This window comes from Pseudomonas sp. SBB6 (assembly GCF_024213215.1).
Classification (GTDB): Bacteria; Pseudomonadota; Gammaproteobacteria; order Pseudomonadales; family Pseudomonadaceae; genus Aquipseudomonas; species Aquipseudomonas donghuensis.
Map to the genome: position 1 here is coordinate 52107 of NZ_JANAVH010000011.1, position 15777 is coordinate 67883.

At 53.1% G+C, this 15777-nt stretch carries 11 protein-coding genes; all 11 read right to left on the reverse strand.

Features of this window, described 5'->3' with window-relative positions:
• Positions 1-64 precede the first annotated feature (64 nt).
• The 11 genes from NLX68_RS20155 to NLX68_RS20205 all read right to left on the reverse strand — a co-directional run bounded on the left by NLX68_RS20155 (position 65) and on the right by NLX68_RS20205 (position 15722).
• Entirely contained in the window at positions 65-1243 is a 1179-nt protein-coding gene (locus NLX68_RS20155; RefSeq protein ID WP_254285531.1) for a glycosyltransferase family 1 protein, read from the reverse strand.
• A complete protein-coding gene (locus tag NLX68_RS20160) occupies positions 1240-2190 on the reverse strand; it encodes a GDP-mannose 4,6-dehydratase (RefSeq protein WP_100782114.1) in 951 nt (316 codons plus the stop codon). The genes NLX68_RS20155 and NLX68_RS20160 overlap by 4 nt, the downstream gene beginning before the upstream one ends.
• A gap of 235 nt (positions 2191-2425) precedes the next feature.
• Positions 2426-3460, reverse strand: a complete 1035-nt coding sequence (gene gmd / locus NLX68_RS20165) for a GDP-mannose 4,6-dehydratase (protein WP_100782195.1) — start codon at positions 3458-3460, stop codon at positions 2426-2428.
• 71 nt (positions 3461-3531) lie between these two features.
• Positions 3532-4056, reverse strand: a complete 525-nt coding sequence (locus NLX68_RS20170) for a hypothetical protein (RefSeq protein WP_145959271.1) — start codon at positions 4054-4056, stop codon at positions 3532-3534.
• 153 nt (positions 4057-4209) lie between these two features.
• The gene (locus NLX68_RS20175) at positions 4210-6825 is read right to left on the reverse strand and encodes a glycosyltransferase family 1 protein (protein ID WP_254285532.1); all 2616 of its coding nucleotides are present in this window, start codon (positions 6823-6825) and stop codon (positions 4210-4212) included.
• Between the two features lie 4 nt (positions 6826-6829).
• Positions 6830-9016, reverse strand: coding sequence for a methyltransferase domain-containing protein (locus tag NLX68_RS20180; RefSeq protein ID WP_254285533.1), 2187 nt, complete (start codon positions 9014-9016; stop codon positions 6830-6832).
• Between the two features lie 20 nt (positions 9017-9036).
• A complete protein-coding gene (locus NLX68_RS20185) occupies positions 9037-10833 on the reverse strand; it encodes a methyltransferase domain-containing protein (protein WP_100782118.1) in 1797 nt (598 codons plus the stop codon).
• Positions 10830-12065, reverse strand: a complete 1236-nt coding sequence (locus NLX68_RS20190) for an ABC transporter ATP-binding protein (protein ID WP_100782119.1) — start codon at positions 12063-12065, stop codon at positions 10830-10832. Before NLX68_RS20190 ends, NLX68_RS20185 begins: the two co-directional genes overlap by 4 nt.
• Positions 12062-12856, reverse strand: a complete 795-nt coding sequence (locus NLX68_RS20195) for an ABC transporter permease (RefSeq protein WP_100782120.1) — start codon at positions 12854-12856, stop codon at positions 12062-12064. Before NLX68_RS20195 ends, NLX68_RS20190 begins: the two co-directional genes overlap by 4 nt.
• Positions 12856-14211 (reverse strand): phosphomannomutase, encoded by a 1356-nt coding sequence (locus tag NLX68_RS20200; protein WP_254285534.1) that lies wholly within the window; start codon positions 14209-14211, stop codon positions 12856-12858. Before NLX68_RS20200 ends, NLX68_RS20195 begins: the two co-directional genes overlap by 1 nt.
• A gap of 65 nt (positions 14212-14276) precedes the next feature.
• The gene (locus NLX68_RS20205) at positions 14277-15722 is read right to left on the reverse strand and encodes a mannose-1-phosphate guanylyltransferase/mannose-6-phosphate isomerase (protein WP_100782122.1); all 1446 of its coding nucleotides are present in this window, start codon (positions 15720-15722) and stop codon (positions 14277-14279) included.
• Positions 15723-15777: the final 55 nt, after the last annotated feature.

Below are 15777 nucleotides of genomic sequence, written 5' to 3' on the forward strand. Positions count from 1 at the left end.
AGGGACACATTCCGGCATAGACAGGGGAAAACTTCTGGCGTTATCGCCGAATCATCCACCAACTTCACCCCATCGATTGGTAAACTTCCGTCGTCTCACGCGCGCAACGAGCCCAAGAGTACTGCGCTGCTTGAGCGAGCCCTTTGCCTGCAAGGGCACGACGCAAACCTTCATCCTCAAGCAGTCTTTTCAATCCGTCAGCTAACGATTCACTACTGTCCGGCTCATGAAGAACGGCCGCATCTTGGGCAAACTCCGCCATTGAAGTGCCCGCCGTACATATGACTGGAACGCCACTGGCCATTGCTTCCAGTACCGGCAGCCCAAACCCTTCATAGACGGAGGGATAGGCAAAGAGCGCAGCGCCCGCATAGAGCGAAGGCAGTTCATCTGCAGCAACAAACCGCAAGTAGCGAACCTCCCCCTTTGCCTGCAAAGAATGTATGCGTTCAAGCAGATCTGCATTGCGCCAGCCCGGTGCCCCGGCAATCACCAGCGGAAACGCCCGGCGTAACGCCAGCGGCAAGCGGGTCCACGCGTCCAGCAATACAGTCAGGCCCTTACGGGGCTCCAGTGTGCCGACGAACGCTATGTAGTTACCGTGCTCAAGGCCATGGCGTCTCAACACGTTAAGTGTTTGTTGCTCACTGCGGGGAGCAAAACGCTGATCAGCCCCCAGATAAATCGCGCGAACTTTGGAGCCGGGGAGATTAAACCGCCCAATCAGCTCGGACCGGACCAACTGCGAATCAGTGATGATGTAATCGGCGCGTGCCAATGTTCCCGGCAATTCGCGGTTCAACCACTCGACGCGTTCCGCAGGATGAAAATGTGGATAGTGGATAAACGACAAATCATGAATTGTTGTGAGGCATGGACCGTCATGAGGTTTCAAGATGAAATTTGGCTCATGATAAATATACCCACGACGTTTGCTGGCTTCCCGGCGGAACACTGCATTACGTACCGCGCTTCTGGCACGATATGCAAGAGGCAAACTACGTACAAAGGCGCGCAGACGATCCGACAGATGATTGACGGCAGGCACTTCAGCCGAAGCAGGATCCACCAACAGGCCCTGTTCCCCTAGGACATCCTCCGCAGAGAGCCAGGACGTGCCATCAAAACAATCAATCGTCGAGATCGACGAGCGTGCTTGCAACTCACCCAATAAATTGAGTGTGTAATTGCCTATGCCCGTAAGCGGTGGACGGAGCGACTCGGTGTTGAGCAACAGCTTCATTGGCCCAGGCTCGCCTTTGCGCGCCAATCGGCCAATAGCTCTGCCAGCGTTTCACTCAGCGGATAACGCGCTTGCCAGCCGGTGGTCACAGACATGCGCTGACTATCACCTACTGCGAAGGGAATATCTGAGGGACGAAGCCGCTCGGGGTCCAGCTGAACTTCAATGGAAACCGAGCTCTGTCGCAACAGCTCATCCAGCACATCGCGAATCTTGCACGCTCGTCCTGAGGCAATATTGAAAACTCGCTCAGTTAGCGGTCCACCAGCCAGTGCCAACAATTGTACGTAGGCCTCACAAACATCACGCACGTCTAGGAAATCACGGCTAGCGTCAAGGTTTCCTACTTTCATCACAGGGGCCTGAAGACCTGCCTCGATATGCGCGATCTGTCGAGCAAACGACGCTGTGACAAAGTCGGGAGACTGCCCAGGGCCGATATGATTGAACGGCCGGGCAATCACGCCGGGAAACCCTTGGCGAAAATGTTGTTCACATGCCAGTTCGGCAGCTAACTTGCTGGCAGCATACGGGTTCACCGGTAGACAGCGGCTCAGCTCATTGAGCTTTTCGCCGGACTTGAAGGCTTCGCCGTAGACTTCTGAAGAACTAATAAATAACAAAAATGCCTGCGGCGCGTGTTTCTTGAGCGCCTCGAGGACATTAAGGGTTCCCAGCACGTTGGTGTGCCAAGTCATCTGTGGCTCGCGAAAACTTGTCGGGACATGCGTCACCGCAGCCAAATGTACGAAAGCATCGGGCTGGACGTCCTGAATCACTTGCTCTACGCGCTGTACGTCACGAATATCCAGCTGAATGTCACCGGCCATTGCCGGTTCGGAGCGGACCGAGGAAACACCGGTAACGACCCATCCAGCAGCTGTCAACTGACTGCGCAAAACGCTTCCCACGAAACCATTCGCACCGGTCAACAAAACTTTTTTCATATGTGACATCCAGATTCAATAGGGGAAGTTTCGATCAGGAACTCGCGATGCAGAACCCTCGTAAACAACGATTAGAAAGAGGTGCTCCCTGCTCGGTGCAGCCGGGGTGCTTGCTTCAGCAAGCACCTGGCGCTGAACCGCTCAGCGAAGGATGGCAGCAACATCCCGGCCACGCTGGCGAAGTACCGACAGCGCTTGGACAGGATGCTGTTGTCTTACACCGCCAGCGGCGAAATCAGAATGAAAAGCCTTGGCCGTTACGCTTGAGATCCGCCTCAACCATCATGCGGCACAGCTCTTCCAATGTAGTTTTAGGCTCCCAACCAAGTTTCTCTTTCGCTTTGGCAGGATCACCGATCAGAAGTTCAACTTCGGCTGGGCGGTAGAACTTCGGATTGATCGAAACCACGACCTTTCCGGTGGCGCTATCGATACCCTGCTCTTGCTCCGCAGCACCACGCCACTCCAAGTCCATGTCCACAGCTTTGAACGCCAGGGAAACGAAGTCGCGGACGGTCTCAGTGCGATTGGTGGCCAAAACAAAGGTATCCGGCTCATCCACCTGAAGCATGCGCCACATCCCTTCGACATACTCTTTGGCAAAACCCCAGTCACGTTTGGCATCCAGGTTGCCGAGCTCAAGCACATCCAGCTTGCCCATCTGGATTTTTGCAACGGAGTCGGTAATCTTCCGGGTTACGAACTCGCGACCACGCAGCGGCGATTCATGGTTGAACAGGATGCCGCTGGTACCGAAGATGTCATAAGACTCCCGGTAGTTAATGGTCATCCAGTGGGCGTAAAGTTTCGCAACACCGTAAGGACTACGAGGGTAGAACGGTGTTGTTTCGATTTGCGGAATCGCTTGGACCTTGCCGAACATCTCGGAAGTAGAGGCCTGGTAGAATCGCACTTTAGGGTTAACAATGCGAATGGCTTCCAGAAGATTAACAGCACCCAGGCCGGTAATATCAGCAGTCGTCAGCGGCTGTTCGAATGAAACACCAACAAAGCTTTGCGCAGCCAGGTTATAGACTTCAGTGGCTTCGGTACTTTGCAGCAGGCGGATGGAAGCCGACAAGTCAGTGAGGTCATATTCCACCAGATGCAAGTTCGGATGCTGAGCAATACCCAGCTCTTCAATGCGCCAGAAGTTTACTGAGCTGGTGCGCCGATAGGTGCCATACACGGAATAACCTTTGTCCAGCAACAACTGCGCTAGGTAGGCACCATCTTGACCTGTAATTCCGGTGACAATGGCCTTCTTCATGAACATGATCCTCAATTAAAAAATACCCAAGCCGCACTCCGCACGGCCCGAAAAAATGCAACGCGCACGTATTACTTGACGACAACCGTCAGGTCCAACGGCTTGACTTTTTTATCAGAAAACCAGGCAGCACCTTCCTGAACCATGTTGATTCTGAGCAAATAAATACCGGGCTCCTTGGGAGCGAGTACCGCAGTATTCACCAACACTTCCTTCCCGGGAGCAACATCCTGAGGAAGTAATGTACGCAGACCGTCGCGCAGAACCATTTTCTCGTCGACGTACAACCAGTGGTAGGCGACATGCACAGGGGCGCTGGCCTTCGCAGAGGACCAGACGGCCTCGCTGGTGTTTTCTATGGTGACGGGGACAACGAACTTGGAGCCCGCCTTGACTTCCCATTTAAGGCGATCTGCCTTGTACTCAGCATGGTAAACATCCGGCAGCGCACGCGCGCCCGCCGATTCGGCATTTTTTTCACCGCTGTCACAAGCGGCAAGCACCGAGAAACAACCTGCGCACAGCAATAATTTCAGCATTGCGCCCGTTGTGGATGAATGACGTCCATGCACACGGCTATTTTTTACTTTTCCCATACTCTACCCACAAATAAATGCTCGGATTGTAAGCAACCGGCGCGCCAGGCAAACAACCATTTTAACATCAAATGAACAGCGCACAAAACACTGTAACCACCACCTGAAGCGTGGAGAAACCGCCCTTTCTCCACGCTGCATACTTTATTATCCTCACACCCCTTGCAGGGCCTGCCGCCAAGGAAAAACGATTACCGAAGCAGAGGTAATATCTGCACCACTTTCGACATAAAAAACATTGAGCCGAAACTCACCAGGCTCGGCAGGCATCTTCACTTTCAGCGGCGCGCGCGGCGATACCGCTTGAATATCCCGGCTGCCGTCAACGACGACGGTCTCGCCTGCGTAAATTCGATAGCCAACACCCGACATGCCCTGATCGGCCTTGATATCGACCCAAAGCCCCGGCAACCCGGCAACAACATTGTCTTCGGCGGGCAGAAGCCGCACAGGCTTAGCAACCCCGCCAATGATACGTTGAGCGTGGTACTTATCGTAGGCAGCAGCAAAGCTGAGCAGATTAATAGACGCGTCAGCTGCCGAAGCACTGGCGGGGTAATAGTTCATGTAGTGTACTTCACTATTGAACCAGCCCGGCATCCACGATGAAAAGTCTTCAGGCCAATGCAAGGTTGTTACCGGGCGCGCAGCGAAGCGGTTGCTGTAGCGCTGAACACACACGTTAAAGTACAACGACCACTCATCAACTCCACCCGCCACACAGTTGGCATATTCGTCATAAATTTCTTGAACCAGACGTTTTTCGAGGATCTGCGGCTGGTGTGCTGAATACGCTTTATCATCGTAGGCATGCGCACACAACAGTGCGGAGGTACGCCACTGGCCTTGGTCATAAGACGTGATGCCAAAGGGGCTAGCGTTCCAGTTGGCCATCGAAGAATAATAAAAGTGGCCGTTATACCTGCCATTCTCGACATAGTAAGTTGCTGGCAGTGGCTTCAAAAGAATCGCATCGTCATCCAGCGACAAAAACACCGTATCGAGTACGGGATCGTTATACAGCCGTTTGCGTAGCTGGAAGTTCCGCTCTTGGTGATCCGCCGGTATGCGCTCGCCGACAAACATGTCTTCATCGCAGCGCACCGTACCGTTGATATTCAGCGATGCCAGCACCTCTTCTACCTGAGCCTTCATTGCATCACTGGTGAGGACCACGACCGCACCGTCATGCCCAAATTTCTTGAACGATAGCAATGAGCGCTGCAGCGAGTCAGGTCGAATCGAAATATACACTAACTGTAGTTTTTCCCACGCCAAGGGCTGCTCAACCTTGAGCAAGAACACTTCCATTACCTCAAGGACCTTGGCAATAGAGTCTGCCCATACCGGCGCGTGAAAGTTACCGACATTCGCCTTTAGTGCTTGATACTGCACCGTGTCAGCCACTAAAGAGTCAACGAGCCTGCTCAACCCTTGCTCATCATCCAGACGGAAACTCAACGTGTAGCCACGGCCGACTTCCTCTAGTGCTCCGCCGTCACTGGTAACGACAGCACATCCATAAGAAAGTGCTTCAAGGACCGGGAGCCCATAGCCTTCATAATGAGCAACGGATGCATAGACATAGCAAGTTTCGTACAGGTGCTTGAGTACACCATCTGTTGCATTCTGCAACCACAGGAAGTTGCCGGCCTGCTGAGCAGCCTCCAACTGTGCGACGACCTCGTCGCTCTCCCAACCTTTCTTGCCAACCAGAATGACTTTGAGTCCATGTCGCTCGAACGTTTTGAAGTTCTGGATCAGTAGCGAGTAGTTCTTTCTAGGCTCAACCGTCCCGACAAAAAGGACAAAGCGCTGCGAAGAAAATGCCCGCACCTCAGGTGGAATCTCCTCCTCCGTAGCACTCAAGGCGGAGAATACGTTACCCAGAGGCATGACGGATGAGGGGGCACAACGCCCTTTGAGCAATGTAGCAATTTTTACATAGTCTTTTTGTACCGCTTCAGAGATGCACAGGAAATGATCTGAACAATTGGACGCGGCAAAAAAGTGTTCAAGAAAGCGCAAAACCGTAATGGGATGCGAGTACATCGGAAACAAGATTGGTGCGGCGTCATAATGGATGTTCAAAATCCGAACACCCCCGCGTCGTAGTTGCTGGTACAGCGGCCACCGGGAAACCGCATCCCCCCAGGACCCGTCAACATCAAAGTAAACGTCGCCACGGTTGAAGCAAACCACTGGCGCCGCTTCCACCTCAACAAACTCATCATTCGAAAGCGCCACACGCTTGAATGTTTTCGCCGAGCGACTATAGGCAATATAGATAATGGGCGCCGGCGCACTGCCTTGTAGCTCGCGGCTCAACTCGCGGACTACCCGCTGAATGCCAGTACGCGCCTTGGTAGTCGTGGTATTGGTGACATCCACAAACACTTGGGTTGTGGCATCCGCGTTGGCACTCAGGTCAATTGTGAAATCGGATCGACCGTGCAACGAATACTCTTCTGAACGCAGGATCGCGGCCTGACAGTATTCCACCAGCCCTGCGCGCTCACGGACACGAAGGCGCTCAATTGCTCCGGGATCAGCCAGCCGCCGAAGATAATAGTAGTACACCAGGTGCACCACTTCTTCATTATCACTGACCCGCTCCAAGCCCAGATTGGCAAATGCTTCTCCACAGAAAATAGAGGCTACCGCATCAACAGCAGCGCTCGACCAGGAAAAGAAATCGACATCCGCCTTTGACTTGCAATTGTCACCCGCCAGGCCAAAAAGCGCCTTGGCGTTGTCCTTGAATTCCATTACTTTATTTCTCACTACAGTCATCAATAATTTTCTTGTGCGCCTGCCCAATTGCGGCGTGCGCTGTCCCGCCCGTTTTCTGGATAAGCACCTCGAACAATCGCTCGGTCGAGGCGTCATTGAAATCAAGGCTTAGCGCCTCACGCCGAACAGGTTCGCAACGGGCCGTCGCAACTTCGACAACTTGCACAATTGGAGTCAAGACCTCAGCGGACACTTGGCGACTGGCTACAGCCACCGCTACCGGTTCTTGGACAACAGCATCACTTAAAAAGCCCCGTTTCAACGCAAATGCGCGCAGATGCGCATGCACACGCGGGAATCGTTTTAGCCTGTGATTGATTCGCTCACTCAACCCAGGGCGGGATAGTACGCCTTTCATCATCCCGACCATCAAAGGTCGCATGGCAGCCCTCAAGAGCCGAACAGGTGCCGCCAACAACCAGCGAATGGCTATTGCCATACCGCGCAAAGGGGCGCTTATGCGCCAGGACATACTGCCCAGCAACGCACTCACCCGCGCTTCATGAGCGCTGGCCTGAAGGGCTAATTGATCGGCATCGGCAAGCACTTGCTCAAGCGTGTGCTGCGACTGCCTGAGCTGCTCCTGCAAATGAGTACTATGTTTGAGCACTTCCTGCAGTTGGCTCGCCGCCAACTGACTACGCAGTTCGGCCTGGGCCACGCTGCCCTCCAGCTCGGCTGCACGCGCAACACGCTGTTGAATATCGCTACGCAATTGCTGGATATCACTGTGCAATTGCAAACTGGCAGTCTTGGCTGCGACGATCTCAGCTCGGGCATCGTCCCGCTCGCCGGCCAATGCCTGACGATCAGCGATCAATACCTCTCGCTCCTCGTTAAGGGATTGCGCCTGGACTTTTTGCTCAGCAAGTTGCTGGCAAAGGGCTTCACTACGGGCTTTCTCTTCATCCAACTTACTGACTGACTGAGCATGTTTCTGCACATGCTGCAGACGCTCGTCATCAAAGATCTGTGCAAGCCTTTGTTGTTCTTTATATACCGTCAACAGTTCAGCGGTAACTTGCTGAAGTTGGGACTGATACACCTCAACGGACGCTTGAGCGTTAGCCAGTTTTCCTTCCGCTTGCGCAGCACGGGCTAATTGATCGCGTAAGGCAAGCTCAGAGGTCTGATAACGCGACTCGGCATTGCTCAGCCTGTGCAGCGTCTCCTGCAACTGCAACCGCAGATGGTGCGCCAGTGCTTCCCCTTGCAATACATCCACGTCAAGTTTCATAGGATTGGCTGCAGTTTGCATCGCACGCGCGCGCCCTGCACCCGTCGCGTCTGGACGGGAACTTGCATGATTCGACTTTTCCATTAACGTTGCCGATCTTCCTTGTAAATGTGCGATGTATCCACTCAACGTTTCGCAAATTTTTACTGTTGTTTCCAACCTGCCTTCCAGCGCTGTGAAACGGTTTTTCAGGCCTCGCTCATAACGCTCCGCCAGCGCCCCCAATGCCACACCGTAATTCGTCAAAAAGGCGTTATCAAAAAGTTGGGTTTGCTCCGCTGTCCCTTGCTTTTGCGCAACGATGCCATAATCCGGACTGACACCCCCCAGCACTTGCATTAAATCGACATCGGTGGCCTCCCTGAGGGCAGGCGCCTCTTGCAGCCGTAACAGCTTGCTGCGGGAAAAACCTGCGTATTCGGTCAAAAATCCGAGCAGCAGGTGGGGAAGCGGGCGCTCATGAGTGGGGTCCAGATAAAAATTATTGGTCCCCACCACCAAGTTTTCCGCGTTCGGTGTTTCCAGAATAAGCAGGCCAGCAGGTTTGAGTACTCGCAGCGCTTCGTCAACCAACGTCTGTAAACTCGCAAACGGAATGTGCTCGGCAATGTGAAATCCGGAGACCACCGTAAGGCTTTCAGCTGGCAAGGCCTTGAGTTTGAGCAACGCATCGCATTGTTCAACCGGCAGCTGCAACTCCTCACACACTTCCAGCATGCCCTCATCCAGGTCCACCCCTTGGGCCTGGAACCCACATTCCTGCAGTAACTCCAACCACTCCCCTCGACCGCAACCGAGATCCAGCGCCTGGCACTCGCTATAAAGCGTGCGCAAAGGAGCGATAAAACTGTGGTATACCTTGAGACGCTCTTTTATAAGCTCCCTGGATCCACGGTAGCGATCCTCAAACGCTCGATAAAAACTCGGCATCAATGGTTTCTCCTATATGATCAATTTTCAACGACAATCTTGACCATGGAGTCCAAGGAAAGTTTCTGATCATACCAACGAACCGTTTCCTGAACAGCAGCCACTTGCAAGTAATATATACCCGCCTGCACAGGAGCTTTGACCTCTAGATAATAGACACCACTCGCCCCAGGCAATAATGATGTCTGCAACGGCGTCCGCGCACCATCAAATACACAAATCTCACCTTGCTCAGACAACAAGTGGTAACTCAAATTAACAGGCCGCGGATGAATACTCGCCAACCGTACATCCGTTAAATTTTCAACTCGCACTGGCACCTGAAAGCGCTCATTCGCCTCCACGTTAACTATTGAATCCTTAGGGGTAACTTCAATGATAGTGCTGTAGTGCGCCGGAATGACAGGCATGACGAACGCGGACTTTAATACTTCCAAGTCGATTGGCTGATGCGATGCAACAGCGAAGATACTGGTCGACTTCTTAAAGTCGCTCAAAGCAAATTTTCTGAGCAAGCTTCCGCCTGCAGCATGGTCAGCAAACCACACGGCAACATAGGGGAACGACTTTTCCAACTGTGCCTTCAGTACCCGTGGATTTTGCTCATTAATGTGCATGAGCCGTTCGTACCAGGTACGCCGTATTCTCGGAAGCCAGAACCCTGCCTCCACCGCCTTTCTCTGTTCTTGCGGGTGTAGATATTCGTAGTTCCAGGCATTCGGCGCAGTATGCACCACCAGCAGCCCTTTATTTTTTTTCAGTTTATCGCTGACCAACGCGTACAACACTTCGTTTTCGGCCGGACTGAGGTGCTCGACAATGTCGGCAGCCACCGCTAAGTCATAATCGCCACGGTACGAAGCATCGTCCAATACACTCCCACACACGACTCGGACTCGCGCCGTTTCTTGCTCGGTATCTGCCAGCGTCTGACGCACCAGCGCGCATGCATCGGCAGAGTAATCGATGGCTGTGACGTCTGCGCCCTGCTCATAAAACAGGCGCGTCAACTCACCCCGCCCCGCCCCCAGATCGATAACGGCCTTGGGCCGGCCAAACGCCAGCGCCGCATCAGCAACTGCCTGCAGACGACTATCGATAGCCGCACCTTTTGTCCGGCGCCACTGCGAGAACCCACCGCAATCATTGAGGTAGTAGTCTTTTGTGTACGTCGATGAAAGCGGCTCGCTGCAATCACTACCAACTTTCGACATTGTTGAAGCGTCTAGATTGGTGCGAATCAGCAACTCCCCCGCGTAGCCGGGAATAATCAACACCGAGTGCACGGCCGCTTTGTTTAGCCACAACCATTCATTGACGGAGTAGAAATTTTCACGGGACCATTGATAGCCATCAACCAAGATGTAGCGGCTTTGCGCAACAGCCAGATCCAGATCCCGGTAGGTGCCATTTCCATCTTGCTGCCCGTCGATGTGGATGAGGTCGTAATACCCCCCCGGAAAGGCGTCCAGTGATTGCGAGTTTACCGCGCGCAAATCAACGTCAAACCCGGCGGTCTTCAGGTTCTCTTCAGCCCACGCCAATGCCCCTTTGCTGCCACCGAATGTATCGATATCAGCATCCAGGCCTACAAACTGAGCGTCCGGGCAAGCCTCTAGAAAAGCCCGCGCGGAATAACCATAACGGACACCCACTTCAAGTATCCGCCGGGGGTTAATAGCCTTGGCAATTGACCACTTTACCTTGTAATAATCAACCCAATCATCGAACAAATGCCGCAACGGATCGGCAGGATTGGCGTTCGACCGAAAATCATAAGCAGATACACTGTGAAAGCTTAATATTAAATCAATCATGAAAAACTGACCTCAGGTCGAATGTCAACCATTCCACTCCAACCAGGAATAGAACCTGCCAATACTTCAAAAACGACCATTGATTGATCGAAAAACAGCGGTATCTTGAACGACCCCCGATCGTACCCACCATCGGCTACGCCGACCATCAACTCATAAGTGTCAGGAAACAGCGAGCACTCGAAACTGAAGGTGACCGAGAGGCTCTCACCTTGTTTGACCGGCCGCAGCTTGCCACCTAGCGTATAGGTGTTGGCCTCATAGATGACGATCCCGGATTTCGTTCGTATGCCGAAACCTACATGCGGATCCTGCCAGTCACTGGCGAACTGAGTGGTGATGCAAACGCTCATCTTGGCGCCGGTCTGCAGATAGCCTTCTTCACAAGTGATGCTAACGCTGACCGGGCCTGAGGCCTTGTCCACGACAACGAATTTGGCGTCTCGATTATCGTGCAGCGCCTGATCGGCGACCAGACTGGAGTCAGCTGTTTCATCGACCGCTGTGCCCATCACCATTGCCGCCTGGTAATAGTCCATAACGCTGGCCACATCACCTATTTTCTCAATTGCTCCATCTTTTATGTAAATACCACGTTGGCAAAACATACGAATGGTGTCTGGAGCATGAGAAACCAATAACAGACTCATGCCTTCCTGCTGATAGCGCCTGATTCGCTGCATACATTTATGCTGAAAGCGCGCATCACCAACCGACAAGGCTTCGTCAACGATCAAAATGTCTGGTCGAAAAGCAGTTGCAACGGAAAACGCCACACGAACCTGCATGCCACTTGAATAGGTGCGTACCGGCTCATCAAAATAAGCGCCGATTTCAGCGAACGCCTCGATTTCATCGATGACCTGATGCACCTGTTGATGGCTAAACCCCATCAAGCCTCCAGCATGGTAAACGTTCTGCCGCCCACTCAACTCAGGGTTGAATCCCATACCCAGTTCGAGAATTGCAGCAATACGGCCTCCAACCTGTACCTGTCCTTGGGTAGGTTGCAAGGTGCCCGTGATCATTTTCAGGAGGGTCGATTTGCCGGCACCGTTTTGCCCGACAATACCAATTGCTTCTCCCCGTCCAATACTGAAGTTTATATCTTTGAGCACCCAATGCTCTTCACTGGGCTTGACCGGCAGGTAGAACCAGCGCGCAATGCGCCGCCACTCGGAGCGGTAGCTGCGATAGGCCTTACCCAAATTGCTGACATTCAACAGGGTCATAAGGCATCCACCATTTCTGCCGATGCACGCCGAAACAGAAAGAGCCCAAGCAACAGCAGCCCCATCGCCAGCGCCGTGGTTATCGCCAATTGCTGCAACTCAGGCGCCTTACCGTAAACCAGCACATCATGATAAGCCGTGACAATCGTGTACATGGGGTTGTAAACGACCAAGGATTTGAACTGCTCGGGAATAATGGTCACCGGATAAGCGATCGGGGTGAACCAGAACCACGCCTGCAGGACGATAGGAACCACCTGCCCCACATCGCGCACAAATACATTCAGCACCCCCAGAACCAAGCCAATGCCTAATGACAAGGCCACTAATGTGACGGTCAACGGCAACAGCCAAACGAGGCTAACGTTGGAGGTATGCCCTAGAACCGCAAAGACCAACAACAAGGCAAGGAACAACAAAATATAATTTAACAGGCTTGACCCTACGACAATCGCCGGCAAAGTTATCCGTGGAAAACTTATCTTCTTCATCAAATTGCCCTTATCAATAAAGAGCGTCAGGCATCGCCCGATGATTTCCGAAAATATGCTCCACGCCAAAATGCCAGACATCAAATAAAGTGCATAAACATACTTGTTATCAATACCGGGGAGTTTCGCCGCCAACACGCTGGACAGCACCAAAGCAAATATCGCAACTTGGGCTAGCGGATGGATAATCATCCACAGCCCCCCCAGGCGGCTACGCGCAAAGCGTGCAACAAACTCATTACGAATAGAGGAAAAAACGAAGCCTCTGTATCGGATAAGGCTTCTAAGTAATGCGAACATCAGCACTCCTGAATGAGCTGCTCCAGCTCAACAATTTTTCGCTGCAGCAACCGCTCATCGGCACGTGTCTCGATGTTTAAACGCAGTAACGGTTCGGTATTGGAGCCGCGAACGTTGAAGCGCCAATTTTCAAACTCAAGGCTGACGCCGTCGGTCTCGTCCATCTGCAATGCCTGCGGCGAGAAGTGCTTACGAATACGCAGAATCGTGGCGGAAACATCATCGACCTGGTAATTGATTTCGCCGCTGCAGGGGAATTGCGCGATGTACTCGTCGACCAGCTCAGCCAGTGATTTACCGCTTTCGGATATCACCGCGCACACCAGCAACCACGGAATCATGCCGCTGTCGCAATAGAAAAATTCGCGGAAGTAATGATGGGCGCTCATTTCCCCACCATAAACTGCGTCATCGCTGCGCATGCGCTCTTTGATAAAGGCATGACCAGTCTTGGATTGTATTGCGACGCCACCCGCACTCCGAACCGTATCGATCGTATTCCAGGTCAGGCGTGGATCGTGAATGATGCGAGCGCCCGGGTTGCGCTTCAGAAGCGTTTCGGCCAACAGCGCCACCAGGTAGTAGCCTTCAATGAAACGACCATTACTGTCAAAGAAGAAGCAGCGGTCAAAATCGCCATCCCAGGCCAGAGCCATATCACAGCCATGGGCGAGCAAAGCTTCGCGGGTCTGTGAGCGATTTTCTGGCAACAGTGGATTGGGCACTCCCTGTGGGAAGTGACCGTCGGGCTGGGCGTTGATCACTACCCACTCAAACGGTAGCGCAGCTTCGAGCGCCTCAATCACTGGCCCAGCAGCACCGTTACCGGGGTTTGCCAGTATTTTCAACGGCTTTAGTTCCGCCGTATTTACATAGCCAAGCAAATGTCGCAGGTAAGCGCTTTTATCAGGGCATAGCGATACCCTGCCCTGGGCCGATGGTACAACTCCGAAGCGACCTTCCTGCACACGCGCCTTGATAGCCAGTAATCCGCTATCACCACTGATGGGGCGAGATTCTTCACGCACCAACTTCATCCCGTTGTAGCCTTTGGGATTGTGGCTGGCAGTTACCATCACACCACCTGAAGCTTGGTAGTGGCTGGTAGCGAAATACACTTCCTCAGTACCACACAAGCCGATATCAATGACATCGGCGCCTGATTCGGTGATGCCCTTAATCAGTGCATTGGCGATGGATGGGCTTTCAAGGCGCATGTCGCGCCCCACCACGTAGCAGCAGCCATTGAGCTCAGCAACCAGTGCCCGCCCAATGTCATAGGCAATCTCATCATTCAACTGCTCGGGCACCTTGCCACGAATGTCGTACGCCTTGAAACAGCTCAAGGTAGTCATACTCAAATTTCCCATCACAGGCCATGAACACAATCATGTGCGCATGGCTGTTTATTCTCGATCAATTAGCCGTTTGCACGACCATAGATATCCTGGAAGCGAACAATATCGTCTTCCCCTAGATAATCACCACTCTGCACTTCGATCATCACCAGGTCTATTACCCCTGGGTTCTCCAACCGATGTTTGTGGCCTGCGCGAATGAACGTCGACTCGTTGGTATCGAGCATCAGTTCACGCTCGTCATTGATCACCCGGGCCATGCCACTAACAACAATCCAGTGCTCGCTACGATGATGATGCATCTGCAATGACAACGATGCCTGCGGCTTGACGACGATACGCTTGATTTTGAAGCGCTCGCCTTCTTCAAGCGTGGTGTAGGTGCCCCACGGGCGGTGCACGGTCTGATGCAACTTGTGGGCTTCGTGATTGCGCGACTTGAGTTGCGCGACAATGTGCTTCACATCCTGTGCATGATCCTTGTGGGCAACAAGAAGTGCGTCAGGTGTATCGATCACGATCAGATCCTTGACCCCGACCAAGGCGGCAAGACGTTCGTTGCTGAGCACAAAGTTGTTGTGCGCCTCGTGAATCAACACTTCACCATCCAGGCGGTTACCGCACTCATCAGAGGCGGCCAAATCACTCATGGCGCTCCAAGAGCCAATATCACTCCAGCCGATATCGCATGGAACGGTAGCAACTTTACTGGAGCGCTCCATCAACGCATGGTCAATGGAAATGTCAGGAACACTTGCAAAAAGCTCCGGATCAAGCGACAGCGCACGACGCCGGCCGCCCTCTTCCATCACTTTGCTTTCACCCATACAGGCCTTTACAGCGGAGGTCACGTCACTGGCATGGCACTCCATTTCACGGATCAGGTCTGCGGTGCGGAAGCAGAAAATACCCGCATTCCACAGGTACTCACCCGAAGCCAAATAACCTTTAGCGGTTTCCAGGTCCGGTTTTTCGACGAAACGCTTGACCATCGCTCCACCTTCGAGCAATTCGCTGCTATCCCGATGAATGTACCCATACCCCGTCTCCGGATATTCAGGGGTAATCCCGAAAGTAACCATCCACCCCTCAGCGGCAAGCTTCAAAGCCTTATCCACTGCCTGAGCAAAGGCTTCTTGCTTCTCGATGAGATGGTCGGCTGGCATCACCAGCATCAGCGTATCCGGACCATGAGATTCCAGCAGCTCATAAGCTGCGGTTACCACAGCCGCTGCGGTGTTGCGACCAAAAGGCTCTAGTACGAAGCCGAGGTCCTTTGCAGCGCCACCAACTTGGTTGTATTCATCGGTGGTCTTGAAGTAAAGGTCTCGATTCGTAACCGTCAGGACACTGTCAACCCCAAGAAGACCTGCCGCGCGGGTAAACGTTTTACGAATCAGATTGCTGCCATCCGGAAGAGGGATGAAAGGTTTGGGGTGGGCTGCACGGGATACGGGCCACAAGCGGGAACCTGAGCCACCACAAATAATTACTGGAACGATTTTCACGCTGGGTTAATCCTTTAAATCCGGCCTGAAGGCGGAGCTGCTAGCCGATGCGCGC

Bases quoted from the DNA above. Each gene is read 5' to 3' on its own strand.
- NLX68_RS20155 (WP_254285531.1), bottom strand. From the start codon at position 1,243: ATGAAGCTGTTGCTCAACACCGAGTCGCTCCGTCCACCGCTTACGGGC.
- NLX68_RS20160 (WP_100782114.1), bottom strand. From the start codon at position 2,190: ATGAAAAAAGTTTTGTTGACCGGTGCGAATGGTTTCGTGGGAAGCGTT.
- gmd (WP_100782195.1), bottom strand. From the start codon at position 3,460: ATGAAGAAGGCCATTGTCACCGGAATTACAGGTCAAGATGGTGCCTAC.
- NLX68_RS20170 (WP_145959271.1), bottom strand. From the start codon at position 4,056: ATGGGAAAAGTAAAAAATAGCCGTGTGCATGGACGTCATTCATCCACA.
- NLX68_RS20175 (WP_254285532.1), bottom strand. From the start codon at position 6,825: ATGGAATTCAAGGACAACGCCAAGGCGCTTTTTGGCCTGGCGGGTGAC.
- NLX68_RS20180 (WP_254285533.1), bottom strand. From the start codon at position 9,016: ATGCCGAGTTTTTATCGAGCGTTTGAGGATCGCTACCGTGGATCCAGG.
- NLX68_RS20185 (WP_100782118.1), bottom strand. From the start codon at position 10,833: ATGATTGATTTAATATTAAGCTTTCACAGTGTATCTGCTTATGATTTT.
- NLX68_RS20190 (WP_100782119.1), bottom strand. From the start codon at position 12,065: ATGACCCTGTTGAATGTCAGCAATTTGGGTAAGGCCTATCGCAGCTAC.
- NLX68_RS20195 (WP_100782120.1), bottom strand. From the start codon at position 12,856: ATGTTCGCATTACTTAGAAGCCTTATCCGATACAGAGGCTTCGTTTTT.
- NLX68_RS20200 (WP_254285534.1), bottom strand. From the start codon at position 14,211: ATGACTACCTTGAGCTGTTTCAAGGCGTACGACATTCGTGGCAAGGTG.